Below are 24,735 nucleotides of genomic sequence, written 5' to 3'. Positions count from 1 at the left end.
AGCCGTGGTCAGAACAGTCCCGGAATCACCTCCTGCTCGAGATCGGCATATGTCTCCTCGCCGGCCGCGAGGTACGTGTTCCAGCTCTCTGCATCCCAGATCTCGGCGTGGGCGCCGACACCGGTGACGATGAGTTCCTTCTGCAGGCCCGCGTACTGGCGAAGGTGCACGGGGATGGTGATGCGGTTCTGGCTGTCGGGCATCTCCGCACTCGCACCGGAGAGGAACAGACGCATGAAGTCACGCGCCTGCTTGTTCGCGAGCGGCGCCTGACGGATCCGCTCGTGCATCAGCTCGAATTCGGCCGTACTGAAGACGTAGAGGCAGCGTTCCTGCCCTCGCGTGACGACGATGCCGCCACCGAGGTCTTCGCGGAACTTCGCGGGAAGGATGACCCGTCCCTTGTCGTCCAACTTCGGAGAATGCGTTCCCAGCAACATCAGCCATCACCCCCTCTCCGTCCGGCCAACTCGAGGTGCGCCCCACTTTACTCCACTTTCCTCCACAAACCTACGGTCAATCCAGGGATAAGCGCCCTAGATCGATGCGGGCGCGCCGAACACCCGCGTGATTACGCGGTGGAGAGGAGTGGAGGGGAGGTGGAGGGCGGTGGAGCGCCAGCGGCGGAAAGAGCTCACCGGGGAGCGCAGAGCCGATCCTCACCCCGCGATCGCGGCGTGAAACGACGAAGGCCCGGATGCTCAGAGCATCCGGGCCTTCGAAGAAGATGTGTTGTCGGTCAGTGACCGTCTTGGCGGCGATCCCACCTGTCGTTCATGCGATCCATGAAGGATGCGGAACTGTGCTGCTTGGGCGCCCGCTCACGGGGAGCCGCGGAGACGGGCTTGCGCACCGGGGTGACGGCCAGCATCACGCCACCGAGCATCGCGGCGAATCCGATGACGCCGACGACGACGCCCCAGACATCACCGAGCACCACACCGACGATGAGCCCACCCACACCGGCGAGGAGCAGCAATGCTCCGTACACGAGATTGCGGTAGCTGAGTGCGCGATCGCCTGACGGCGCACTGACGACATCTGCGTCGTTGTGGAGGAGATGGCGTTCCATCTCGTCGAGCAGACGCTGCTCCTGTTCGGAGAGTGGCATTTCGTCCCCCTCGGGTATCGTCCGTCCATTCTACGCGCGGTATGCGGGTCTGGGCTAGCCGTTCGACCCTCTGTTGGCTTTACGTATGCTGGGAGTCGTGCCGTCCCCCACACTCGTCCCCGACGCCGTCGCCGCGCGCCTGCAGCTGTTCCTCGAGCGGATGAGGAGCGAGGCGGTCGAGTACGGACCCGATGCCTCGGGCCTCGTCGACTCCGCCGCCGGCACCCTGGTCGGAGGCAAGCGCCTGCGTGCCAGGTTCTGCCACGCAGGGTGGCAGGCGGTCGCGCGGTTCCGCGACCGCGACGCGCAGGAGACCGCCGCACTCTGGGACGTCTGTGCGGCTCTGGAGATCTTCCAGTCCGCCGCGCTCGTGCACGACGACCTCATCGACAACTCCGACACCCGCCGCGGTCGCCCGGCCGCGCACCGCGAGCTCGAGAGCACCCACCGAGAGTCCGGATGGCAGGGCGATGCCGCGGCGTTCGGGCGCTCGTCGGCGATCCTCCTCGGCGACCTGCTGGTGGCCTGGAGCGACGACCTGCTCGAAGAGGCGATCGCGGCACTCCCCCATGCCGCCGCCGTCCGTCGCGAATACGCCCGGATGCGCCGCGACGTCACGGTCGGGCAGTACCTCGACATCGCCGAGGAATCCGCGTGGAGCGTTCATGCGACCGACTCGCACGTCAAGCGAGCCCTTCGAGTCGTGTCGCTCAAGTCCGCCAGGTACAGCATCGAGCAGCCGCTCGTCCTCGGGGCGTCGATCGCGGACGGCGATGCCGATCAGATCGCCGCTCTTCGTCGGTTCGGACACCCGGTGGGCATGGCGTTCCAACTCCGCGACGATGTGCTCGGCGTCTACGGCGATGCCGCCGTCACCGGGAAGCCCGCGGGCGACGATCTGCGCGAGGGCAAGCGCACGGTGCTGGTGGCGCTCACCCGGCAGACGCTCGACACGTCGGCCAGGAACCTGTTCGACGAGATGCTCGGCGACCCCGATCTCACCGCCGAGCAGGTCGCGTTCCTGCAGGCGACGATCTCGGGCTCCGGCGCGCTCGAGCGCGTCGAGCGCATGATCGATGCGTACGCCGTCGAAGCAGACCGAGCGCTGTCGGGCGCGAAGCTCGACAACGCCGCCGTCGGCAGCCTGCGCGATCTCGCACGCGCGGCGACCGTCCGGACGGCCTGACGGCGCAGCCCATCGCGTCGGCGCCGACTCTGCTCGAGTCCGCGCGACGCAGGTCGGACGAGCGTCCGTCAGGCGAGCGTGCGGGCGACGCGACGGACCGCGCTCTTGTGTCCGGCGAGGAGAGCGTCGATGGGCGAGCGGCCCAGTTCCTCGTCGGCGGCGAGCAGCCAGTCGATGACCTCGTCGTCGGTGAATCCGGCATCCTGCAGGACGATGATCGTTCCGCGCAGCGACGACAGCGGGTGGCCGTCGACGATGAACACCGAGGGGACGGCGAAGACTCCGGAGCGGCGCGAGCCGATGAGGTAGTGCTCGTCGATCAGCCGGCGTACGCGACCGAGCGACTCGTCGAGGACGTCGACGAGATCGGGCATCGCCAGCCATTCGGTGGCGGTCACGCTGTTCTCGGACCCCTGGGTCTCGGACTGCGGGGTTTCGGAGGACTTGCTTTCAGACGGCACAGACACGTTGCAACTATCTCATCTCTGCGCGTCGGTCGCATTTCCGAGCGCGCGATCACTCCAGTCACACGCGTCACTTCTGTTGACTTCCGTATACATACGTGTCAGCGTGGGCAGACGCCGAACAAGGGGGATCACCTTGAGAACGCATGCTGTCGCGCGCCGGACGCGCTATCTCCAGCTGGGGGTGCCCGCCGCCGTTCTGGGAACACTGACCGGTGCGATCGCCGTCGCTCCCGCGTCCGCTGACGCCGTCACACCACCCGTCGAACGCCTGCAGGCTGCGGCGACCCTGGGCGTCGCTGCACAGACCGCGCCGGTCGCTTACACCGTTCGACCCGGCGACACGATCTCGTCCATCGCGAGCCGATTCGGGCTGCGCACGGTCGACGTGCTCGCCTGGAACGGTCTGACCTGGCGTTCGGTGATCTACCCGGGGCAGAAGCTCTCGCTCTCTGGAGCCTCCGCACCCGTCACCCCCGTCGCTCCGCCGAAAGCACCGTCGAGCACGACCCACGTCGTCGTCGCGGGAGACACGGTCTTCGCGATCGCGAAGAAGTACGGCACCACTGTCGACAAGATCCTGGCGGCGAACGGCCTCAGCCGGGCATCCGTCATCTACCCCGGTCAGAAGCTGGCGGTCTCCGGTACGTCGGCGGCACCCGCCGCATCCGTCGCTCCGGCATCTCCTCCTCCCGTCGCGACGGGCAGCAAGACCCACGCTGTCACCGCCGGCGACACACTGTTCGGAATCGCGCAGAAGTACGGCACCACCGTGTCGAAGCTCTACTCTCTGAACGGCCTCGCGGCAGGCTCGATCATCTATCCGGGGCAGAAGATCACGGTCTCCGCCCCGACCCCTGCCCCGGCGTCCGCGCCGGCCTCGGCGACGAAGACGCCACCGCAGCTCTTCGCCACCCTCGACGCCGAGCAGGCGGGAAACGCGTCGCTCATCATCCGCGTCGGTCGCGAGCTCGGAGCATCCGACAAGGCCGTCGCCATCGCGCTGGCCACCGCGATGGTCGAGTCCAGCATGCGCAATGTGACGTGGGGCGACCGGGACTCGCTCGGGCTGTTCCAGCAGCGTCCGAGCATGGGATGGGGCACACCCGAGCAGGCGGTCGACGCCGAGCGGAGCACCAGAGTGTTCTACGGGGGCGCCTCCGACCCGAACGGACAGGCCTCCCGCGGGCTTCTCGACATCGCAGGCTGGGAGGGCAAACGGTTCACCGATGCCGCCCAGGCGGTGCAGATCTCGGCCTACCCCGAGCGATACGGCCAGTGGGAGACCCAGGCATATCAGTGGCTCGGCATCCACGGTTGACCCGCTTCCGGGCAAACCCGCAGGGTCGAGGGGCGAGCCGCTCCCCGAGCTTTCAGGCAGTTCTCCATAGAATCTTGACGTGACGACCAATCAGCAGGCCGACCCCCTCATCGGGCGGCTTGTCGACGGTCGGTACCGGGTGCGAGCCAGAATCGCCCGCGGAGGCATGGCCACGGTCTACGTCGCGACCGACCTGCGCCTCGAACGACGCATCGCGCTGAAGGTCATGCATGCGCACCTCAGCGATGACTCGGCCTTCCAGAGCCGCTTCATCCAGGAGGCACGCGCCGCCGCTCGTCTCGCCGATCCCCACGTCGTCAACGTGTTCGATCAGGGGCAGGACGGCGAACTCGCCTACCTGGTGATGGAGTACCTCCCGGGGATCACGCTGCGAGAGCTGCTGCGCGAGCAGAAGCGGCTCACGATCCCGCAGACCATCACGATCATGGACGCCGTGCTCGCCGGACTCTCCGCAGCCCACCGCGCCGGAATCGTGCACCGCGACGTCAAGCCCGAGAACGTGCTGCTGGCCGAGGACGGTCGGATCAAGATCGGCGACTTCGGTCTCGCGCGCGCCACCACCGCGAACACGGCGACCGGGCAGCAGCTGCTCGGCACGATCGCCTATCTCGCCCCCGAACTCGTCACACGGGGCACCGCGGACGCCCGGAGCGACATCTACGCGCTCGGGATCATGCTGTACGAGATGCTGGTGGGCGAGCAGCCCTACAAGGGCGAACAGCCGATGCAGATCGCGTTCCAGCACGCGACCGAATCCGTGCCGCGCCCGAGCGTGCGCAACCCGGGGGTGCCGGAACAACTCGACGAACTCGTGCTGTGGGCCACCGAGAAGTCCCCGGACGAGCGTCCGGACGACGCCGGGCAGATGCTCGATCGTCTCCGTGAGATCGAACGAGGCCTCGGCATCGCTCCCGCCGTCGCCGCAGCCACCACATCGCAGCGCTCGCAGGCCGACTCGGCCGATCTGACCAAGGTCATGCCGAGCACGATGGTGATCGCCGACCCGACGGCGCCCGCTCCCGCAGCGATCGACAATGCCACGCTCCTCCGCCGCCGATCATCACGGCGTCGCGCGCGCGGAGCGTTCCTGCTGACACTCGTGCTGCTTCTCGCGACCGTGGCCGGAGGCGTGGGCTGGTGGTTCGGCTCAGGACCCGGCTCCCTCGTGGCCGTGCCGAGCGTCGCAGGACTGTCGTACGACGATGCTGCCGCAGCTCTCACCGCAGAAGGCTTCGCGCCTGTGCGCGGCGAGGAGAACTCGATCGACGTGGCGCGAGACGAGACGATCCGCACCGACCCGGATGAGGGCGAGCGCCTCGACAAGGGCGCGGAGGTCACGGTCTACATCTCCACCGGACCCGCATCGCACACCGCCGAGACCCTGAACGGCAAGACCGAGCAGGAGGCCCGCGACTACCTGGCCGACATGAAGGTCAACGTCACCGAGACGCCGCTCGTGCTCTTCTCCGACGCCGACGCGGGCAGAGTCATCAACGCCTTCGTGACGCCTCGCGACGGCGGCGAGGTGTACGCATGCGCCGAGGGATGCGAGCTGCTCGAAGACGACACCGTCGAGCTCTACGTCTCGGCAGGTGCCTTCCCCGATGTCACCGGGCTCTCGGTGGATCAGGCGAAGAACACCCTGACCGACAAGCAGCTCAAGGTCTCGGACGAACTCCTCTACGACTACAGCGAGTCGATGGACAAGGATCTGGTCCTCGGCGTCGCCGACCGCCCGGAGAAGGGCAACTGGCGCCCGGGAGAGACGGTGCAGCTCATCGTCTCGAAGGGTCCGCAGCTCTACGACGTTCCCGATGTGACGGGCAGGACCCTGGTCGAGGCGAAGCAGGTCCTCGAGGATGCCGGTTTCACCGCCAGCTACGCCGCGTGGGGCGATCTCCCCGGCTTCGGCGAGATGGCCAAGGTCACCGCACAGGATCCGGGCTCCGACAAGCAGCTGCCTCGGGGCGGAACGGTGCAGCTCTCCATCCAGCTCAGCGGATGACGACCCGCTGCTGACGTCACCGCCACAGGCCGACGCCGCTGCCGTCAGACCACGTCGACAGACGAAAGAACCGCCCTCCCGAGAACGGGAGGGCGGTTCTTCGTGTCGGTGTCTGCGATCAGCGCTTCTCGAGCTCCTCAGCCACGAGGAAGGCGAGCTCCAGCGACTGCATGTGGTTCAGACGCGGGTCGCAGAGGCTCTCGTAGCGGGTCGCCAGGGCGGCCTCGTCGATGTGCTCGGATCCGCCGAGGCACTCGGTGACGTCGTCACCGGTGAGCTCGACGTGGATGCCGCCGGGGAACGTCCCTGCGGCGCGATGCGCCTCGAAGAAGCCGCGCACCTCATCGACGACATCGTCGAAGCGACGCGTCTTGTAACCCGTGGGGGTCGTGATGCCGTTGCCGTGCATCGGGTCGGTGACCCACAGCGGCTGCGCACCCGAGTCGCGGACGGCCTCGAGCAGCGGCGGCAGAGCGTCGCGGATCTTGCCGGCTCCCATGCGCGTGATGAACGTCAGTCGTCCGGGCTCGCGGTTCGGGTCGAGCTTGTCGATCAGGGCCAGAGCCGTCTCGGGCGTCGTGGTCGGACCGAGCTTGACGCCGATGGGGTTGCGGATCTTCGAGAAGTAGTCGATGTGCGCGCCGTCGAGCTCGCGGGTGCGCTCCCCGATCCACAGGAAGTGCGCCGAGGTGTTGAACGGCGTGTCCGTGCGGGAGTCGATGCGGGTCATCGGGCGCTCGTAGTCCATCAGCAGGCCCTCGTGGCCCGTGAAGAACTCGACGCGGGTGAGCTCGTCGAAGTCGGCGCCGGCCGCCTCCATGAACTTGATGGCGCGGTCGATCTCGGCGGCCATGCGCTCGTAGCGCTGGTTCGCCGGGTTCTGCGCGAAGCCCTTGTTCCACGAGTGCACCTCACGCAGGTCGGCGAAACCACCCTGCGTGAACGCGCGGATGAGGTTCAGCGTCGACGCTGCCGTGTGGTACCCCTGAAGCAGACGACCCGGGTCGGCACGGCGCGAGCCCTCGGTGAAGTCGTACCCGTTCACGATGTCGCCGCGGTAGGCGGGCAGGGTGACGTCGCCGCGAGTCTCGGTGTCGCTCGAACGCGGCTTGGCGAACTGACCGGCCATGCGGCCCATCTTCACGACAGGCATCGAGGCGCCATACGTCAGCACGACCGCCATCTGCAGGACGGTCTTGATCCGGTTGCGGATCTGATCGGCGGTGGCGCCGGCGAACGTCTCTGCGCAGTCGCCACCCTGGAGCAGGAAAGCCCGCCCGGATGCTGCGCGCGCGAGACGGTCGCGGAGGTTGTCGACCTCGCCGGCGAACACCAGGGGCGGAAGCGCTGCGATCTGCGACGAGACCTCGGAGACGCGCTCGGCGTCGGGCCACTGAGGCTGCTGCTTGATCGGGAGCGAGCGCCACGCGTCAAGCGCGTCGATGTGGTGCTGGAGCATGAGACCAGCCTAGTGCGCGCGGCGGGGGCGAGATGCCTCAGGAGCGCTCTGTGACGCGGGCCGGCAGGCGGTCCTTCACGGTCGACGCGTAGACGTCGTCGTACTGCTGTTCTCCCAGTCGCTGCAGCGCGACCATGATCTCGTCCGTGACGGATCGGAGGATGTACCGGTCGTTCTCCATGCCCGCGTATCGCGAGAAGTCCAGAGGCTCTCCGATGACGATCCCGACGCGCACCACACGCGGCAGACGCTGCCCGATCGGCATCGCCGTGTCGGTGTCGACCATGATCACCGGGATGACCGGAACCTTCGCTTCCATCGCCATGCGCGCGATGCCGGTACGGCCACGGTAGAGACGTCCGTCGGGGCTGCGGGTTCCCTCGGGGTAGATCCCGAGCAGATCGCCTCGTCCCAGCACCTGCAACCCGGTGTTCAGCGACGCCTCCGAGGCCTTGCCGCCCGAGCGATCGATGGGGATCTGCCCGGTGGCCTTCATGAAGAACTTGGTGGCCCAGCCCTTGAGCCCTCGTCCGGTGAAGTAGTCGCTCTTCGCGAGGAACGACATCGGACGGTCGATCATCAGCGGGAGGAAGATCGAGTCGGCGAACGAGAGGTGGTTGCTGGCGAGGATCGCCGCACCGTTCGCGGGGATGTTCGCACGACCGACCACCCATGGTCGGAAGACGGCCTTCACCACGGGGCCGATCGCGACGTACTTCATCAGCCAGTAGAACATCGAGGTGAAGTCTAGCGCCGTGACCGGCATCCACCAGCGCCGCTGATGATCGCAGATGATTTGGCGACTGAGTCTCATCAGAAGTGCGACCCGGTGTCATGCTCTAGACTCGTGTGCAACCCAGTGCCCGACCGGTACCGAAGGAGCTGCCGTGGTCCAGTTTGAAGTCCCCGCCGTCGTCCCCGCCGATCCCGATGCGAACGTCGCCGACCTGCTGGCGAAGCGCGTCGAGGCCACGCCGGATCGTCCTCTGTTCGCGGTTCCCGACGGAGACGGATGGCGTGACATCTCCGCCGCCGATTTCCAGACCGCGGTGATCGCGCTCGCGAAGGGCTTCGTCGCCGCGGGCATCCAGCCGGGCGAGAAGGTGGGCTTCCTCGCCCGCACCACCTACGAGTGGACCCTGGTCGACTTCGCGCTCTTCTATGCCGGCGCGGTGATGGTCCCGATCTACGAGACCAGCTCACCGTCGCAGATCCAGTGGATCCTCGAAGACTCCGGCGCGATCGCCGTCATGGTCGAGTCCCCCGAGCACTTCGCTCGGCTCGACGAGGTCCGCGGCGACCTCCCCCTGCTCCGCGAGGTCTGGCAGCTTCACCTCGGGGCCATCGACACGCTGACCGCCCAGGGAGCGTCGGTGACGGACGCCGAGATCGAGCGTCTCCGCAACATCGCCGTCGGATCCGACATCGCGACGCTCATCTACACGTCGGGGTCGACGGGTCGCCCCAAGGGCTGCGTTCTCACGCACAGCAACTTCGTCGAGCTCTCCCGCAACTCCGCCAAGGCGTTGGACGCGGTCGTGCAGACCCCCGGGTCCTCGACCCTGCTGTTCATCACGACCGCGCATGTCTTCGCTCGATTCATCTCGATCCTGAACATCCACGCGGGCGTCCGCACGGGGCATCAGCCCGACACCCGACAGCTGCTGCCGGCACTCGGATCCTTCAAGCCGACCTTCCTCCTCGCCGTGCCGCGCGTGTTCGAGAAGGTCTACAACTCGGCCGAGCAGAAGGCCGAGGCCGGCGGCAAGGGCAAGATCTTCCGGGCGGCGGCGGACGTCGCCATCGAGCACTCCAAGCTGCTCGAAGCGGGGAAGAGCGTCCCGTTCGGGACCCGGCTCAAGTTCGCCCTGTTCAACAAGCTCGTCTACAGCAAGCTGCGCGAGGCGATGGGCGGCAGGATCGTCTACGCCGTCTCAGGATCCGCTCCGCTCGGCGCGCGACTCGGTCACTTCTTCCACAGCCTCGGCGTCGTGATCCTCGAGGGCTACGGCCTCACCGAGACCACGGCTCCGGCCACGGTGAACCTCGCCGACAAGTCGAAGATCGGCACAGTCGGGCCCGCTCTCCCCGGCGTCGGCGTGCGGCTCGCGGATGACGGCGAGATCGAGGTCCGAGGCGTCAACGTCTTCAAGGAGTACTGGAACAACCCCGAGGCCACGGCCGAGGCATTCAGCGAGGGCGGCTGGTTCCACACCGGAGACATCGGCAGCTTCGACTCCGAGGGCTTCCTCACGATCACCGGCCGCAAGAAGGAGATCATCGTCACGGCCGGCGGCAAGAACGTCGCGCCCGCCGCACTCGAGGACCCGATCCGTGCGAATCCGATCATCGGACAGGTCGTCGTCGTGGGCGACCAGCGCCCGTTCATCTCGGCGCTGATCACGCTCGACTCCGAGATGCTTCCCACCTGGCTCGCGAACGCCGGACTCGACAAGGACATGACCCTCGCGGTCGCCGCGAAGAACGACGCTGTGCGTGCGGAGATCCAGAAGGCGGTGGATGCTGCGAACAGCCGCGTCTCGCGCGCAGAGTCCATCCGCAAGTTCACGATCCTCGACAGCGAGTGGACCGAGGCATCCGGTCACCTCACTCCCAAGCTGTCCATCAAGCGGAACGTGATCATGAGCGACTTCGCCGACGAGGTGGCCGCGATCTACGACGAGCCCGTCTCGACGACCAACGTCGCCATCGGGGGCTGAGGCCCCTGCATAAGAGAAGGGCCCCGCTTCGGCGGGGCCCTTCTCTTATGCAGGTGCGAGTCAGAACCAGGAGCTCTCGCGCACCTCGCGCATCGCGCGCTTGCGGGTCTCGGCGTCGAGGCGGGTCAGGTAGAGCTTGCCGTCGAGGTGATCCGTCTCGTGCTGCAGCGCCTGCGCCAGAAGACCGTCGCCCTCGAGTACCACGGGCTCGCCGTCGAGATCGATGCCCTCGACGCGGGCCCACGGGTGGCGAAGCGCATCGTGCCAGAGACCGGGTACGGACAGGCACCCCTCCCCCGTCGGCACGGGCTCGCCGCGGACCTCGGTCAGCACCGGGTTGAGCACGTAGCCGATGTCGCCGTCGATGTTGTAGCTGAACGCCCGAACGGCGACACCGATCTGCGGTGCCGCGACACCGGCACGCCCCGGCACCTCCACGGTGTCGACGAGGTCGGCGACCAGAGCGCGCACTCCGTCATCGATCTGGTCGATCGGTGCACAGACGGTGCGGAGCACGGGGTCTCCGAAGACCCGGATCTCACGGATGGACATCAGGCTCCCTTCGCCCGGAGTCCCTCGACCAGAAGCGCGGCAAGCTCACGAGCTGCGACCCGCGTCTCGGGCTGAAGGTTCGCGAACACGATGGTTCCGCCACCGGCGATCTGGGCGTCGTACGGCATCCGCACCACTTTCTTCGCGCGTGTGCGGAAATGGGTCTCGAGTTCGTTGAGACGCACCAGCGGTGCACCGGGTGTCGACTGGTTCAGCACGACCACCGCATCACGAGCCTGCTCGGCATACCCGTTGCTCTCCAGCCAGGTCAACGTCTCGGACGCGAGACGCGCCTCATCGACGCTGAGCCCCGACACGATCACGATCTGGTCGGCGAGGTCGAGCGTCGCCGACATCACCGAATGGACGATGCCCGTTCCGGTGTCGGTGAGCACGAGCGAGTAGTAGTGGGCAGCGACACCGGCCACGTCACGGTAGTCGTCGTCGCTGAAGGCCTCGGCGATCCGTGGATCCGAATCCGAGGCGAGCACGTCGAGGCGAGTGGCATCGCGTGCGACGATCGCGGAGATGTCGTGATAGCCCTTGACCTCGTCGTGGATGCGCACGAGGTCGCGCACGGACTTGTTGTGATGCGGGCGCACGACGCGATCGGCGAGGGTGCCGCGGTCAGGATTGGCGTCCACGGCGATCACGCGGTCATCGCGCGCGTCAGCAAGAGCCATGCCGAGCAACGCCGTGATGGTCGTCTTGCCCACACCGCCCTTGCGCGAGAGGACGGGGACGAACCGCGCCCCGCCGACGATCGGCGCGGCGATCCGCGCGCTCAGCGCCTTGCGCTCACGCGCACGGCGACCGTCGCCGATGTTGATCCTCCGGCCGGAGATCGTGTACAGGAAATGACTCCACGCGCCCTCCGGCTCCGGCTTCGTGAGTCGATGCGGATCGAGCAGCCGATCCGCGGTGAGCAGGTCGGCGCTCTCGCGCGAGGAGTCGCCGAGATCGTCCAGTCGCTTCGCGGCGAGCTGCACCTCGGCGCGACCCGCTCTGGTCGCCTGAGTGGCGACGGTCTTGGGCTTCGATGCGTCCACTGACGGGCTCTCCTTCTGAGCGAGCGATGCCGCTGCCGACCTCCGCGACGTGGGGCCTGTCTCGATGTCGGCGCGCGCCTTGGCGACGAATGCTGCGGCTGCCGCAGCCTGCGCCGCGACAGTGTCGGTCGACGGGGAGGTGGGCGACGGCCGCACCGCAGGAGCAGGCGAGGCGACGGGCTCGGACGCTTCCGGAGCGGAAGTCTGCTTCTCGGGCGCGGGCTTCTGCGCGATGGCGGGCTCGATCACAAGCTCAGGCGCGGGCGATGCCTCCTGCTCGGGCTCGGCGGTGTCCTCAGGCTCGGGCTCGACATCAGTCGCAGGCTCGACATCAGCCTCAGGCTCGAGATCAGCCGCAGGCTCGAGATCAGCCGCAGGCTCGACATCAGCCTCAGGCTCGGCATCAGTCGCAAGCTCGACATCGACATCGACATCGACATCGACATCGACATCGGCCGCGGGCTCAGGCTCAGGCTCAGGCTCAGGCTCAGGCTCAGTTGCGGCTTCGGCTTCGGCTTCGGCTTCGGACTCTGCGGCCGCTGCGATCGACGCATCGGCATCACGCTCAGCCGCGGTGTCGGGCACCTCGTCGGTGTCGGACTCCGGCTCGGCGACAGCATCCGCCGCCGATGCGGCCTCGATGGGCTCTGCGGGGAGCTCGATGACCATCGGGGCAGAACCCAGCGATGGCTGCGAGGTCTCGATCGCGGCGGCAGTGTCGGCTGCCGCCTTGGCCGCGGCGACCGGCTCGTCGATGATGAGGTCGGCGACGACCTCACCGTCGACGATGCCGTCGTCCTCGAGCTCATCCTCGTCGTCCTTCGGGAACACGACGCTCACCTGAGCGGTGTTGCCGAGGATGCCGATTCCCGAGGTGTCCAGGGATGCGGCGTCGTCGAGCACCCCTCTGGACTCCTCGTCCGGCGTTCCTGCCACTTTCTTCGGGGTCACGTTGTCGCTCCAAGCTTGTGCGGGCCTCGGGTGCGCTGCGTCGAGCGCGGCCTCGCCCGCACAAGATTAGTGCGCCGGGCTGATGACGACCAAAAGATCTCCTGCTTCGACCTGCTGGGTGGCGCCGATGGCGAGCCGTTCGACGACACCATCGACCGAGGCGGTGATGGCCGCCTCCATCTTCATGGCCTCGATCGACGCGACCGGCTCGCCGGCACGCACCGAGGCGCCGATCTCGACCTTGAGCGTCACCACTCCCGAGAACGGCGCCGCGACCTGGCCCGGCACCGAGGTGTCGGCCTTCTCGACCTCGTGGGCGTCGACAGCCACCGCGCGATCGCGCACGAACACCGGTCGCAGCTGACCGTTGAGAGTGGTCATGACCGTGCGCATGCCCTTGTCGTCAGCATCGCCGATGGCCTCGAGCCCGACGAACAGCTGGACTCCTCGGTCGATCTCGACGAGGTGCTCCTGACCCTGCACGAGCCCGTACAGGTAGTCGCTGGTGTCGAGCACCGAGAGATCGCCGAACTGCTCCCGCATCTGCGTGAACTCGCGCATCGGCGCAGGGAACAGCAGTGTGTTCAGTCGCGCACGTCGCGTCGCGCTGTCGCCCGCCAGCGCAGCCTCGTCCTCCGCCGAGATCTCGGTGACCCCTGTGCGGACGGCACGGCCTGCAAGCACCTTGGTCCGGAACGGCTCCGGCCACCCGCCGGGGAGGTCACCGAGCTCACCCGCCATGAAGCCCACGACGGAATCCGGGACGTCGTACTTGCCGGGGTTGGCCTCGAAATCCGCGGGGTCGGCTTTCACGGCCGCGAGGTGCAGAGCGAGATCACCGACGACCTTCGACGACGGGGTCACCTTGGGCACTCGACCGAGGACGCGGTCGGCCGCGGCGTACATGTCCTCGATGAGCTCGAAGTCGTCCGCCAGCCCGAGCGCCTTGGCCTGCTGCCGGAGGTTCGAGAGCTGACCGCCAGGGATCTCATGGTGGTAGACGCGTCCTGTGGGACCCGGCAGGCCGGATTCGAACGGCGCGTAGACACGGCGCACCGCCTCCCAGTACGGCTCGAGGTCGGAGACGTTGCCGAGATCGATGCCGCTGTCGCGGTCGGTGTGCGCGAGCGCGGCGACGAGCGACGACAGCGACGGCTGGCTCGTGGTCCCCGAGAGCGGCGCGGATGCCGCATCCACGGCGTCCACCCCCGCGGCGCTTGCCGCGAGAAGCGTCGCGAGCTGCCCACCGGGGGTGTCGTGCGTGTGCAGATGCACGGGGAGGTCGAACCGCTCCCGCAGGGCCGTGACGAGCTTCGCGGCCGCGGCGGGGCGCAGCAGCCCTGCCATGTCCTTGATGGCGATGATGTGGGCGCCGGCCGCCACGATCTGCTCGGCGAGGCGCAGGTAGTAGTCGAGCGTGTAGAGGTCCTCGGCCGGGTTGAGCAGGTCGCCCGTGTAGCAGAGCGCCACCTCGGCGACCGCCGTGACGGTGTTGCGGACGGCCTCGATCGCGGGGCGCATCTGCTCGACGTCGTTGAGCGCGTCGAAGATCCGGAAGATGTCGACGCCGCTGGCGGCCGCCTCCTGCACGAAGGCCTCGGTCACCGCCGTCGGATACGGGGTGTAGCCCACCGTGTTGCGCCCGCGGAGCAGCATCTGGATCGCGACGTTCGGGAGCGCTGCTCGGAGCTTGTCGAGCCGCTCCCAAGGGTCCTCTCCGAGGAATCGGAGCGCGACGTCGTAGGTCGCACCGCCCCAGGCTTCGACGGAGAGAAGTCCCGGCGTCAGCCGGGCGATGTGCGGCGCGACGGCCACGAGGTCTCGCGTGCGCACCCGTGTCGCGAGCAGCGACTGGTGCGCGTCCCGGAAGGTCGTGTCCGTGATCGCGAGGGCGCTCTGCGCTCGCAGGCTCTCGGCGAAGCCCGCGGGGCCGAGCTCGAGGAGCCGCTGGCGCGAACCCGCCGCGGGCTCGGCGGCGAGGTCGATCTTCGGCAGCTTCGCCCGGGGATCGATCGAGCCCGGATGCGTGCCGTGCGGCTTGTTGACCGTGACGTCGACGAGCCAGTTCAGGATCCTCGTGCCACGGTCCTTCGACTCGCGCCCGCGGAGCAGATCCGGGCGCTCGTCGATGAACGACGTGCTCACGTCCCCGGCGATGAACGCGTCGTCGTCCAGCAGCGCCTGGAGGAAGGGGATGTTCGTCGAGACGCCGCGGATGCGGAACTCGGCCAACGCACGCCTCGCCCGCGCCACAGCCGCCGGGAAGTCGCGGCCGCGGCAGGTCAGCTTCGCCAGCATCGAGTCGAAGTGCGGGCTGATCTGCGCGCCCTGATGCACCGTGCCGCCGTCGAGCCGTATCCCGGCGCCGCCGGGCGAACGGTAGGTGGTGATCTTGCCGGTGTCCGGACGGAACCCCTGCGTGGGGTCCTCCGTCGTGATGCGGCACTGCAGCGCGGCGCCCCGCACGTGCAGGTTCTTCTGCTCGAGCCCCAGCTCGACGAGCGTCTGACCGGCCGCGATGCGCATCTGACTCTGAACGAGGTCGACGTCGGTCACCTCTTCGGTGACGGTGTGCTCGACCTGGATGCGGGGATTCATCTCGATGAAGACGACCTCACCGGTGCGCTCCCCCGCCGTCTCCAGCAGGAACTCCACCGTGCCGGCGTTCTCGTATCCGATCGACCGGGCGAAGGCGACGGCGTATCCGTGCAGCGCGGTGCGGATGCTGTCGTCGAGGTTCGGGGCCGGTGCGATCTCGACCACCTTCTGGTGACGGCGCTGCACCGAGCAGTCGCGCTCGAAGAGATGCACGGTCTCGCCCGACTTGTCGGCGAGGATCTGCACCTCGATGTGGCGCGGACGCAGCACCGCCTGCTCCAGGAACATCCGCGGATCGCCGAACGCGCTGGCCGCCTCGCGCATGGCCTCGGCGAGAGCGGGGGCGAGTTCGGCCGCACTCTCGACGCGGCGCATGCCGCGGCCGCCGCCACCCGCGACGGCCTTGGCGAACAGGGGGAAGCCGATCTCGGCGGACTGGGCGACGAGCGCGTCGACGTCATCGGATGCCTCGGTCGACCGGAGCACGGGGACCCCGGCCTCGATCGCATGACGCTTGGCCTCGACCTTGTTGCCCGCCATCTCGAGGACCTTCGCGGGCGGACCGATGAAGACGATGCCGTTCGCGGCCGCCTTCTCGGCGAGCTCGGGGTTCTCGGAGAGGAACCCGTATCCCGGGTAGATCGCGTCGGCACCCGCATCCTTCGCGACCCGGATGATCTCGTCGACGTCGAGGTAGGCGCGGACCGGATGACCCCGTTCGCCGATCTCGTACGCCTCATCGGCTTTGAGCCGATGGACCGATCCACGGTCTTCGTGCGGGAAGACCGCGACCGTCCTCGCCCCGACTTCGAAAGCCGCACGGAAGGCACGGATCGCGATCTCGCCGCGGTTCGCCACAAGGATCTTCTGGAACATGCACACCTCTGGGGGCTCGATGCACGCCTGATTCGTCGCGCATGGGGCGGGGCTGAGTGTGCACCCAGCCTAGGGGAAGGTAACGTGGTGTTCGTGCACGTACTCAGCGTCAGCTCTCTCAAGGGAGGCGTCGGCAAGACGACCGTGACCCTCGGCTTGGCCTCAGCGGCCTTCGCCCGTGGTGTCCGAACGCTCGTCGTCGACCTCGACCCGCAGTCCGATGTGTCCACTGGCATGGACATCCAGGTGGCCGGCCGGCTCAACATCGCCGATGTCCTGGCGAACCCGAAGGAGAAGGTCGTCCGTCAGGCGATCACCTCGAGCGGCTGGGCGAAGGTGCACCCCGGAACCATCGACGTGCTGATCGGCAGCCCGTCCGCGATCAACTTCGACGGCCCGCACCCGAGCGTCCGCGACGTCTGGAAGCTCGAAGAGGCGCTGGCAGCGGTCGAAGCCGACTACGACCTGGTCCTCGTCGACTGCGCGCCGTCGCTCAATGCCCTCACGCGCACCGCGTGGGCGGCCAGCGACCGCGTCATGGTCGTGACCGAACCGGGACTCTTCTCCGTCGCCGCAGCCGACCGCGCACTTCGCGCGATCGAGGAGATCCGCCGAGGCCTCTCCCCTCGCCTGCAGCCGCTCGGCATCGTCGTCAACCGTGTGCGACCGCAGTCGATCGAGCACCAGTTCCGCATCAAGGAACTGCGCGACATGTTCGGCCCGCTCGTCCTCTCTCCCCAGCTGCCCGAGCGCACATCGCTGCAGCAGGCTCAGGGCGCGGCGAAGCCGCTCCACATCTGGCCCGGAGACTCGGCCCAGGAACTCGCCTCCGACTTCGACCAGCTGCTCGACCGGATCATCCGCACCGGTCGCATCCAGGTCGCGGAATCGGGCGCACAGGCCTGACCGCCCCGCAGACAGCAGAACGGCCATCCTCTCGCGAGGGTGGCCGTTTCTTCGTCTGGGGTCTGGGATGCGGCCTGCGGCCACGGATGCTCAGGCGGATCTCTTGGAGCGGCGCGCGGACAGCTCGTCGACGGGGTCGGGCGCCGTCGCATCGAATGCGACCAGCGTGGACTCCACCTCGCGGAGCACCTTTCCGACGGCGATTCCGAACACGCCCTGGCCACGGCTCACGAGGTCGATGACCTCGTCGTTCGAGGTGCAGAGGTAGACGGACGCTCCGTCGCTCATGAGCGTGGTTCCTGCGAGATCGCGGATGCCCGCTCGGCGGAGCTCGTCGACTGCCGTACGGATCTGCTGCAGTGAGATCCCGGTGTCGAGCAGGCTCTTCACGAGCTTGAGGACGAGGATGTCACGGAAGCCGTACAGCCGCTGCGACCCCGACCCGCTGGCGCCGCGTACGGTGGGCTCCACCAGCTCGGTGCGGGCCCAGTAGTCCAGCTGACGGTAGGTGATGCCTGCTGCACGAGCAGCCACGGCACCGCGGTACCCGACCTCGTCGTCCATGGCCGGAAGACCGTCCGTGAAGAGGAGTTCGGGTGCGAACCGCGGGTCGCCTGCACGCTCATCCGCATTCATCTGAAATCCTCCCTGGAGCTGTTACCTCCACGCTAGAGCAGGCCTCCGGCACCGGCAATGACATCCGCACCGCGCCGAAGGTGTGTCGCAATCAGTTCGTTACGAAAGCAACCGGGCGAGCGCGTCCTTGACGAAGAGCGAACGCACTTCATCGATCTTCGAGGCGAGGTTCGGAGCCATGTCACTCGCCTTCGCCCGCGAAGCGGCATCCGTTCGGCGCAGCAACGACGACATCGCCGATTCGATCAACGCGACCTCACGCTCGGCCCCCTGCCGCAGCGAGCGCAGGTGCCGAGGTTCGATGCCGTGGCGGTCGAGTGCGACCAAGCCCCTCAGCAGAGTGACCGTGGATTCCGGGTAGCTCTCCTGGGCGACGATCACGCCGGTGCTGATCGCGTCGTTGAGAAGCTGTGGCCCCGCACCGGCAGCAGAGAGCAGCTCACCGCGACGGTAGCGGCGCGGCGTCGGCGTGATCGACGGCGGCGGCACGAGTGCGGTCGATTCGCCGTTCGCCTCCGCCTCGTCGAGCTGCTCGCGGATGACGCTGAGAGGGAGATAGTGATCGCGCTGCAGCGTGAGGCCGAGGCGCAGTCGCTCGATGTCGGCCTGCGAGAACTTGCGGTATCCCGACTCGGTGCGCGAGGGAGTGACGATCCCCTGGACCTCCAGGAAGCGGAGCTTGCTGGAGGTGAGCTCGGGGAATTCCGGCGTGAGTCGCGCCAGGACCTGACCGATGCTCAGAAGACCCGCGGACGCCGAACGTTCGCGGGCGGGGGAAGCCGCCATCAGTCGGTCGCCGCGACGCGATCGACCGGGGAGGCGAAGAAGTTCAGTCGGAACTTGCCGACGCGAAGCTCGGTACCGTCGACCAGCGCACTGCGGTCGACGCGCTCACCGTTCACATACGTTCCGTTGAGCGAACGCTGGTCGATGATCTCGAAGGTCGAGCCCGTGCGGGTCACTTCGGCGTGACGACGCGACACCGTCACATCGTCGAAGAAGATGTCCGCCTCCGGGTGGCGCCCTACCGTGGTCACGTCCGTGTCGAGCAGGTAGCGTGCACCCGCGAGCGCTCCGGAGCGCACCAGAAGCAGTGCGGAACCGGAGGGAAGGGCCGCGATGGCGCTCTGCTCCACATCGGTGAGCTCCACGCCGAAAGGCACGAAGGAAAGGTCCGAGTCATGCCCGAACGTCTGCGTCACGTCGTGTCTCTGCTCGACGGGACGATGGATCGCGGCGTCTCCGCCCGATCGGCTCTGGCTGTCTGTCACTATGCCCTCCTAGTCCTCCAGACTAACTGATCCGCGGCCCCTCGCGGGAGCTCCCCCTCACACTCAGCCATCGCATACCGATGCTTCATAGGCTTGGCATGTGAAAACCACAGCTCGCCGCCTCCCCGCAGCCCCGACCGCCCTCGCGGCAGCCCTTCTCACCGCGTTCCTCGTCCTGTTCGCGCCGCTGTCGGCATCCGCTCACGACAGCCTGCTCGCGTCGTCGCCCGAGGCGGACAGCACGGTCGACGTCCTTCCCGCCGAACTCACCCTGACCTTCAGCGCGAAGCTGATCGACGGCGAAGGCGCGACCGAGATCGTCGTCACGGATCCCGAGGGCGACTCCGTGATTGAGGGCGCACCCACCCTGAACGGCGCCGTCGTCACCCAGCCCCTCGTATCCGAGGCGCCGGCCGGTGCGTATCACGTGGTCTGGAAGGTCGTCTCGAGCGACGGCCACCCCACCTCCGGCGAGTTCGACTTCACGGTCGCGAACGCCACAGAGAGCACCGCCACCGCCGAGCCGACGGCGTCACCCACGACTGCGGAGCCGACTCCCGCGGCGACCGCCGGGCCCGGAACCGACGTCACCCCCGCGCCGGAAGAGAGCGACTCGTCTCCCGCGACGACCATGATCTGGGTGCTCGCGATCGCGGGAGTGCTGGTGATCCTCGGCATCGTCGTCTGGCTCGTCACCCGCGGGCGCAGCGGCAATGCTCCCGCCGATTCCGACGCCCCCTCGGAGCGATAGGCTTAAGGCATGCCACACTACGATGTCGTCATCCTCGGTGCAGGTCCCGGCGGATACGTCGCTGCGGTTCGCAGCGCGCAGCTCGGTCTCTCCACCGCCATCATCGAAGAGAAGTACTGGGGCGGTGTGTGCCTCAATGTCGGCTGCATCCCCTCCAAGGCTCTCCTGAAGAACGCCGAGCTCGCGCACACGCTCAACCACAAGGCCGACTTCTTCGGCATCTCGGGTGAGTTCACGATCGACTACGGCAAGGCGTTCGACCGCAGCCGTGTCGTCGCCGACGGGCGCGTCAAGGGCATCCACTTCCTGATGAAGAAGAACAAGGTGACCGAGTACGACGGCCGCGGCACCTTCACCGGCCCGAAGGCGATCTCGGTCGCCAAGGCCGACGGCACCACCGAAGAGGTGACCTTCGACAACGCCATCATCGCGACCGGTTCGAAGGTGCGCCTGCTCCCCGGCGTGCAGCTCAGCGACAACGTCGTGACCTACGAGGAGCAGATCCTCTCCCGAGAGCTTCCGAAGTCGATCGTCATCGTCGGAGCCGGCGCCATCGGCATGGAGTTCGCCTATGTCATGACGAACTACGGTGTCAAGGTCACGATCATCGAGTTCCTCGACCGCGCGCTCCCCAATGAGGACGCGGACGTGTCGAAGGAGATCGCCAAGCAGTACAAGAACTACGGCGTCGACATCCTGACCTCCACCAAGGTCGAATCCGTCGTCGACAACGGCTCGTCCGTCACCGTCTCGTACACCGGCAAGGACGGCCAGCAGAGCTCCATCGAGGCCGACAAGGTCCTGATGTCGGTCGGCTTCGCCCCCAACATCGAGGGATTCGGACTCGAGGCCACCGGCGTGAAGCTCACCGAGCGCGGCGCCATCGACATCGACGACCACATGCGCACCAACGTCGAGGGCATCTACGCCATCGGTGACGTCACCGCCAAGCTGCAGCTCGCCCACGTGGCGGAGGCGCAGGGTGTGGTCGCAGCCGAGACCATCGGGGGCGCGGAGACCCAGACGCTCGGCGACTACCGCATGATGCCTCGTGCCACGTTCTGCTCGCCGCAGGTCGCCTCGTTCGGTCTCACCGAGCAGCAGGCCAAGGACGAGGGGCGCGAGATCAAGGTCGCCACCTTCCCGTTCATGGCCAACGGCAAGGCGCACGGACTCGGCGAGCCCGTCGGATTCGTCAAGCTGATCGCCGACGCCGAGCACCTCGAGCTCATCGGCGCTCACATGATCGGCCCGGACGTCTCGGAGCTGCTGCCGGAGCTCACGCTCGCGCAGAAGTGGGACCTCACGGCACTCGAGCTGGCCCGCAACGTGCACACGCACCCGACGCTGTCGGAGGCACTGCAAGAGGGCTTCCACGGCCTCGCGGGTCACATGATCAACTTCTGATCCCACCGGATCAGCGCGAAGGCCCGGCACGCTCACGCGTGACCGGGCCTTCGTGCGTCACGGCAGGTCGGAGCCGTCTCTTCTCAGCTCCAGTCGCGAAGGAAGACCGAATCGCACCGTCCACCCTGACGGCGCGATCGATGCGAGCTCCTTCGGCGTGTACGAACGGCGGATGCTGATGAGTCCGTCCTCGCGGATGAAGGATCCTCGGAAGAGCGTGCCGGAGAAGAGCCAGGTCACCGCGCCGTACAGCGCATACGCGGCTCTGCTTCGGGCGATGTCGCGATGCACCACGAGTCCGCCATCGGCCACGAGCCGCCGAGAGTCGAGCAGCAGACTCTGCAGCTCCGATTCGGTGAGGTGATGCAGCACATGGTTCGAGAAGACGACGTCGTACTTCTCCCCCTCCGCGACGAGGTCCTCCGACAGGGCGCGACGGTACCTGACTCCGGATCCGCTGTCGTGGTCGGCGGCCCACCGGATCGCGCGGTCGTCCGCATCGAGCGCAGTGATCTCGGCGGTCAGTCCGTCTCGTCGCAGCCTCGATGCGATCATCCGGCAGACGTCGCCGCCTCCGGCCCCGATGTCGAGGATGCGGAGCGTGCCGCGCCGGGCGCGCGGGCGGATGTCGCGACGGTAGAGCACGCCAGGACCGGACACCAGGGCATTCACGAGTCGGAAACGCTCGTAGGTGCGCTCGAGCATGGTGATATCCGCATCGGGGTCGTCCATGAGCTCACGCGCATCGGATGCGCGAGTCGAGAGGTCGTGGCTCATGCGGCGCCGGTGGCGACGGTCATCAGGGCACTCTCCGCCGTCAGTCCGGGGCCGAAGGCCATCGCGGCGACCCGTGAGCCGTCCGATGCCCCGTCGTCGAGGATCCGCTTGATGACGAAGAGGATCGTCGCACTCGACATGTTGCCGTTCACGCGCAGGGTCTCGCGGGCGGGATGCAGCTGGGCATCCGTGAGGTGCAGGCGCTCCTGCACCCGATCGAGGATGCTCCTGCCGCCCGGATGAATGGCCCAGTGTTGTACCCGATCCCCCACCCGCCCCTCGTCGAAGGCCGCGGCGAGCTCTCCCTCGCGGGCGTAGAGCGGGCGGATCGCGCCGATGATGGTCTCGCCGATGATCTGGGGAACCCTGGTCGACAGGATCATCTCGAACCCGTGGTCACCGATCGTCCAGGCCATGTCGGGCTCGCCCTCGGCGGCGATCGCCGTGTGGAAGCCGTCGAGGCGGACTCCCGGCGTCGGGGTCGGAAGATCACGAGCCGTGACGATCCCCGCGGCCGCCCCGTCGGCGAAGAGGGAATTCGCGACGATCAGATCGGGATCCTCCGTCGATCTCAGGTGCACCGTGCACAGCTCGACGCTGACGACCAGGACCACGGCGTCGGGATCGGCCGCGCAGAACTGGCTCGCAGCGCGGAGCGCCGGCATCGAGGCGTAACAGCCCATGAAGCCCAGGTGATAGCGCTGCACACCGTCTGAGAGCCCCAGCCCCCGCACGATCTCGTACTCCGGGCCGGGAGCATGGAATCCCGTGCACGATGCCGTGATGACGTGAGTGATGTCGGCGGCGACGATGTCGGGATCGGCATCCAGTGCTCGGCGCGCCACCTCGACGAAGAGACGCGACGCCTCTCGCACGTAGAGATCGTTGCGCACCTTGGTGCCGGGAGACCGGAGAAGACCCGACTCCCGATCGAAGAAGACCGGCTCGTCGGTGTGCGCGGCGGACGAGAGCTCTCCGATGACGGTATGACGGGAGTCGATTCCGGAGCCGTTGAAGGAGGCTCCGATGATCCGTTGCGCGAGCCTTCCGACATCCGGCTGCGAGGCGAAGATGTCGCGCACCTCGTTCTGCTCGATGACGGTGTCGGGGACGATCGTCTGCAGCGAGCGGAGGACGGCGGAACGGCTCATGTCAGTCACTCAAGCACGATCGCGCGGCGAGGCGGAAGGGGCTTGCGCCGTGTGTCAGAAACCGAGAGCACGGGCGAGCTTCGAGCCTGATGACGCCTCGCGCCCGCCGACGGCGAAGATCGCCGCCTCGACGGCGGCGAACAGAGCCTCACGCCCTGCCGCATCCGCCGGAGCGGCCGGACCGAGCTCGAACTCCCACTCTCGCCATTCACGCCGGACGTCCTGCCGGAGGTCCGTCGCGCGAACGCGATCGTCGACGAACTCGGCGATCACCCCGTCGGCACCGGAGAGCAGGTATGCCGTGCGGTCGTTCTCGATGCGCGCGAGTGGCGTCAGCCGTCCCGTGGTCCATCGGGAGAGGGTCTCGATCACCGCATCCGGGATGCTGTCGTCGTCACCCAGCGGCCAGCCGATCTCGAGACGTCCGTCGCCCTCGCGGGGTCCCTTGATGTGCCATCCGGCATCCGGGCCGCCGGTGCGACGACGAAGCGCCACTCCGGCGCGCGACAGCTCGGCGTCATCGGTGTCGAGGTAGCGGGCGTCGAGCTCGCGCACCTCGCCCTCGGACACCACATCGACGCCGGGCAGCCCGCCCCACTCGGGGAGGGGCGTGGCCCCGTCGACGTCGTACTTGCGCTCGACCTCGACGACCCTGGTCGGTTCGGAGCCGGGCTGTGAAGGAGTGCCGCTCTCAGTCATCCGTGAGGGTGAGGTCCTCGAGGGACTCGTCGAACCAGTAGTCGATCTCGGTGGGACCGTCGGCGTCGCCGGTGTTCTGCTCCTCGCCGCGCCGGTTGTACACCACCTGGGTCTCGCTGTAGGGGACGATCAGCTTGTCGTCCGCGTCGCCGAGAGGAATGATCTGCCCGTCGAGCGGGCCGCCGTGAAGTCGTGCGAGTGCCATGTGCTCACCCTATCCCCGTCGCCGCGGCATCGGGTTCATCCCACGATGATCCCGATCATCGCGCCGGTGATCATCCACGGGCCGAACGCGATGCGCGTCGATCCGTCCGCCCTGCGTGATGCCATCAGCGCCAGTGCGTGCAGCGCACCGAGGACGAAGGCGGAGGCCGCGCCCACGGCGAGCGCCTGCCAGCCGTGCCAGCCGAGCACCAGCCCGATGACGGCGGCGAGCTTCACGTCTCCCCCGCCCATCCCCTCCCGGCTGAGCAGACGGAGTGCCGCGTAGAAGCCGCCGAGTATCGCCATCCCGAAGGCCGCCCCGGTCAGCCTGGCGCTCTCGCCCGAGACGAGAGCGTCGACTGCCGTGAGGACGAGAAGGGCCGCGAGCGTGGGGAGCACGATCCTGTCCGGCAGCCGGTGGCTGTGGATGTCGATGACCATGAGCCGGCAGCCGACCACGAACAGGGCCAGATGCACGATCAGGACGAGCATGGCGCGGGGTTCCATCCAGGAAGGCTAAGAGAGCGTGGAGCCGCCTGTCGGACAGGTGTGGATAACCGTCCACCGCCATGTCGGAGGTTCGAACTATCGTGATCATCTCCAGTTGCTTTATTAGTACA

The 24,735-nt window shown here is 67.7% G+C and carries 23 protein-coding genes; 7 read left to right on the top strand and 16 right to left on the bottom strand.

Going from position 1 to position 24,735, the window contains the following annotated elements:
• Window positions 1–8: 8 nt before the first annotated feature.
• Both mraZ and ACTJKH_RS12565 read right to left on the bottom strand, forming a co-directional pair.
• Window positions 9–440: a division/cell wall cluster transcriptional repressor MraZ gene (mraZ, locus tag ACTJKH_RS12570; RefSeq protein WP_210098330.1), complete on the bottom strand. Its 432-nt coding sequence runs from the start codon at window positions 438–440 to the stop codon at window positions 9–11.
• A 299-nt stretch (window positions 441–739) separates the two neighbouring features.
• Complete coding sequence (locus tag ACTJKH_RS12565; protein ID WP_440737211.1) at window positions 740–1,111, bottom strand: DUF3040 domain-containing protein; 372 nt, start codon at window positions 1,109–1,111, stop codon at window positions 740–742.
• A gap of 85 nt (window positions 1,112–1,196) precedes the next feature.
• Here ACTJKH_RS12565 and ACTJKH_RS12560 point away from each other — a divergent pair, with 85 nt between their 5' ends.
• Complete coding sequence (locus ACTJKH_RS12560) at window positions 1,197–2,297, top strand: polyprenyl synthetase family protein (RefSeq protein WP_440737210.1); 1,101 nt, start codon at window positions 1,197–1,199, stop codon at window positions 2,295–2,297.
• Between the two features lie 68 nt (window positions 2,298–2,365).
• On the opposite strand, the gene ACTJKH_RS12555 is transcribed toward ACTJKH_RS12560, so the two are convergent.
• Window positions 2,366–2,695 (bottom strand): Rv2175c family DNA-binding protein, encoded by a 330-nt coding sequence (locus tag ACTJKH_RS12555; protein ID WP_343849589.1) that lies wholly within the window; start codon window positions 2,693–2,695, stop codon window positions 2,366–2,368.
• Window positions 2,696–2,897: 202 nt separating this feature from the next.
• Here ACTJKH_RS12555 and ACTJKH_RS12550 point away from each other — a divergent pair, with 202 nt between their 5' ends.
• The gene (locus ACTJKH_RS12550; RefSeq protein ID WP_440737209.1) at window positions 2,898–4,082 is read left to right on the top strand and encodes a LysM peptidoglycan-binding domain-containing protein; all 1,185 of its coding nucleotides are present in this window, start codon (window positions 2,898–2,900) and stop codon (window positions 4,080–4,082) included.
• A gap of 79 nt (window positions 4,083–4,161) precedes the next feature.
• On the top strand, window positions 4,162–6,108 hold the full coding sequence (pknB, locus tag ACTJKH_RS12545; RefSeq protein WP_440737208.1) for a Stk1 family PASTA domain-containing Ser/Thr kinase: 1,947 nt from the start codon (window positions 4,162–4,164) through the stop codon (window positions 6,106–6,108).
• 118 nt (window positions 6,109–6,226) lie between these two features.
• Here the strand turns inward: pknB and ACTJKH_RS12540 are convergent, their stop codons facing one another.
• Together ACTJKH_RS12540 and ACTJKH_RS12535 are read right to left on the bottom strand one after the other, a co-directional pair.
• Complete coding sequence (locus tag ACTJKH_RS12540; RefSeq protein ID WP_210098335.1) at window positions 6,227–7,567, bottom strand: class II 3-deoxy-7-phosphoheptulonate synthase; 1,341 nt, start codon at window positions 7,565–7,567, stop codon at window positions 6,227–6,229.
• Between the two features lie 37 nt (window positions 7,568–7,604).
• On the bottom strand, window positions 7,605–8,303 hold the full coding sequence (locus tag ACTJKH_RS12535; RefSeq protein WP_210098336.1) for a lysophospholipid acyltransferase family protein: 699 nt from the start codon (window positions 8,301–8,303) through the stop codon (window positions 7,605–7,607).
• A 151-nt stretch (window positions 8,304–8,454) separates the two neighbouring features.
• On the opposite strand from ACTJKH_RS12535, the gene ACTJKH_RS12530 reads away from it, so the two are divergent.
• Window positions 8,455–10,287 carry an AMP-dependent synthetase/ligase gene (locus tag ACTJKH_RS12530; RefSeq protein ID WP_440737207.1) on the top strand — a complete coding sequence of 611 codons (1,833 nt, stop codon included), beginning with the start codon at window positions 8,455–8,457 and terminating at the stop codon, window positions 10,285–10,287.
• Between the two features lie 60 nt (window positions 10,288–10,347).
• Here ACTJKH_RS12530 and def read toward each other — a convergent pair whose 3' ends face one another.
• The 3 genes from def to ACTJKH_RS12515 form a co-directional block, all read right to left on the bottom strand.
• Window positions 10,348–10,839, bottom strand: coding sequence for a peptide deformylase (gene def, locus ACTJKH_RS12525; RefSeq protein WP_259162893.1), 492 nt, complete (start codon window positions 10,837–10,839; stop codon window positions 10,348–10,350).
• Entirely contained in the window at window positions 10,839–12,839 is a 2,001-nt protein-coding gene (locus ACTJKH_RS12520; protein ID WP_440737206.1) for a nucleotide-binding protein, read from the bottom strand. Before ACTJKH_RS12520 ends, def begins: the two co-directional genes overlap by 1 nt.
• Before the next feature lie 66 nt (window positions 12,840–12,905).
• Window positions 12,906–16,313 carry a pyruvate carboxylase gene (locus tag ACTJKH_RS12515; RefSeq protein ID WP_440737205.1) on the bottom strand — a complete coding sequence of 1,136 codons (3,408 nt, stop codon included), beginning with the start codon at window positions 16,311–16,313 and terminating at the stop codon, window positions 12,906–12,908.
• Between the two features lie 93 nt (window positions 16,314–16,406).
• On the opposite strand from ACTJKH_RS12515, the gene ACTJKH_RS12510 reads away from it, so the two are divergent.
• Window positions 16,407–17,219 (top strand): ParA family protein, encoded by an 813-nt coding sequence (locus tag ACTJKH_RS12510; RefSeq protein WP_056311560.1) that lies wholly within the window; start codon window positions 16,407–16,409, stop codon window positions 17,217–17,219.
• Window positions 17,220–17,309: 90 nt separating this feature from the next.
• Here the strand turns inward: ACTJKH_RS12510 and ACTJKH_RS12505 are convergent, their stop codons facing one another.
• The 3 genes from ACTJKH_RS12505 to ACTJKH_RS12495 form a co-directional block, all read right to left on the bottom strand.
• On the bottom strand, window positions 17,310–17,855 hold the full coding sequence (locus ACTJKH_RS12505; protein WP_440737204.1) for a MerR family transcriptional regulator: 546 nt from the start codon (window positions 17,853–17,855) through the stop codon (window positions 17,310–17,312).
• Between the two features lie 99 nt (window positions 17,856–17,954).
• Window positions 17,955–18,641 carry a transcriptional regulator FtsR gene (gene ftsR / locus ACTJKH_RS12500; protein ID WP_259162897.1) on the bottom strand — a complete coding sequence of 229 codons (687 nt, stop codon included), beginning with the start codon at window positions 18,639–18,641 and terminating at the stop codon, window positions 17,955–17,957.
• Window positions 18,641–19,126 carry an FHA domain-containing protein gene (locus ACTJKH_RS12495; RefSeq protein ID WP_210098343.1) on the bottom strand — a complete coding sequence of 162 codons (486 nt, stop codon included), beginning with the start codon at window positions 19,124–19,126 and terminating at the stop codon, window positions 18,641–18,643. Before ACTJKH_RS12495 ends, ftsR begins: the two co-directional genes overlap by 1 nt.
• 100 nt (window positions 19,127–19,226) lie before the next feature.
• On the opposite strand from ACTJKH_RS12495, the gene ACTJKH_RS12490 reads away from it, so the two are divergent.
• On the top strand, window positions 19,227–19,877 hold the full coding sequence (locus tag ACTJKH_RS12490; RefSeq protein WP_440737203.1) for a copper resistance CopC family protein: 651 nt from the start codon (window positions 19,227–19,229) through the stop codon (window positions 19,875–19,877).
• Window positions 19,878–19,886: 9 nt separating this feature from the next.
• On the top strand, window positions 19,887–21,284 hold the full coding sequence (lpdA, locus tag ACTJKH_RS12485) for a dihydrolipoyl dehydrogenase (protein ID WP_056306947.1): 1,398 nt from the start codon (window positions 19,887–19,889) through the stop codon (window positions 21,282–21,284).
• A gap of 57 nt (window positions 21,285–21,341) precedes the next feature.
• Here lpdA and ACTJKH_RS12480 read toward each other — a convergent pair whose 3' ends face one another.
• Genes ACTJKH_RS12480 through ACTJKH_RS12460 form a run of 5 tightly spaced genes read right to left on the bottom strand, consistent with a single transcriptional unit; the run spans window position 21,342 to window position 24,622 of the window.
• Complete coding sequence (locus ACTJKH_RS12480) at window positions 21,342–22,061, bottom strand: methyltransferase domain-containing protein (RefSeq protein ID WP_440737202.1); 720 nt, start codon at window positions 22,059–22,061, stop codon at window positions 21,342–21,344.
• Complete coding sequence (locus ACTJKH_RS12475) at window positions 22,058–23,212, bottom strand: type III polyketide synthase (RefSeq protein ID WP_440737201.1); 1,155 nt, start codon at window positions 23,210–23,212, stop codon at window positions 22,058–22,060. The genes ACTJKH_RS12480 and ACTJKH_RS12475 overlap by 4 nt, the downstream gene beginning before the upstream one ends.
• 54 nt (window positions 23,213–23,266) lie before the next feature.
• On the bottom strand, window positions 23,267–23,911 hold the full coding sequence (locus tag ACTJKH_RS12470) for a CYTH domain-containing protein (RefSeq protein WP_440737200.1): 645 nt from the start codon (window positions 23,909–23,911) through the stop codon (window positions 23,267–23,269).
• Window positions 23,904–24,116: a hypothetical protein gene (locus tag ACTJKH_RS12465; protein WP_056516419.1), complete on the bottom strand. Its 213-nt coding sequence runs from the start codon at window positions 24,114–24,116 to the stop codon at window positions 23,904–23,906. Before ACTJKH_RS12465 ends, ACTJKH_RS12470 begins: the two co-directional genes overlap by 8 nt.
• 35 nt (window positions 24,117–24,151) lie before the next feature.
• Entirely contained in the window at window positions 24,152–24,622 is a 471-nt protein-coding gene (locus tag ACTJKH_RS12460) for a prepilin peptidase (protein WP_440737199.1), read from the bottom strand.
• Window positions 24,623–24,735 lie beyond the last annotated feature (113 nt).

Origin of the sequence: Microbacterium sp. 22215 (assembly GCF_052045655.1) — a bacterium.
Lineage (GTDB): Bacteria > Actinomycetota > Actinomycetes > Actinomycetales > Microbacteriaceae > Microbacterium > Microbacterium phyllosphaerae.
This window is presented reverse-complemented; position numbering and strand designations above follow the sequence as displayed.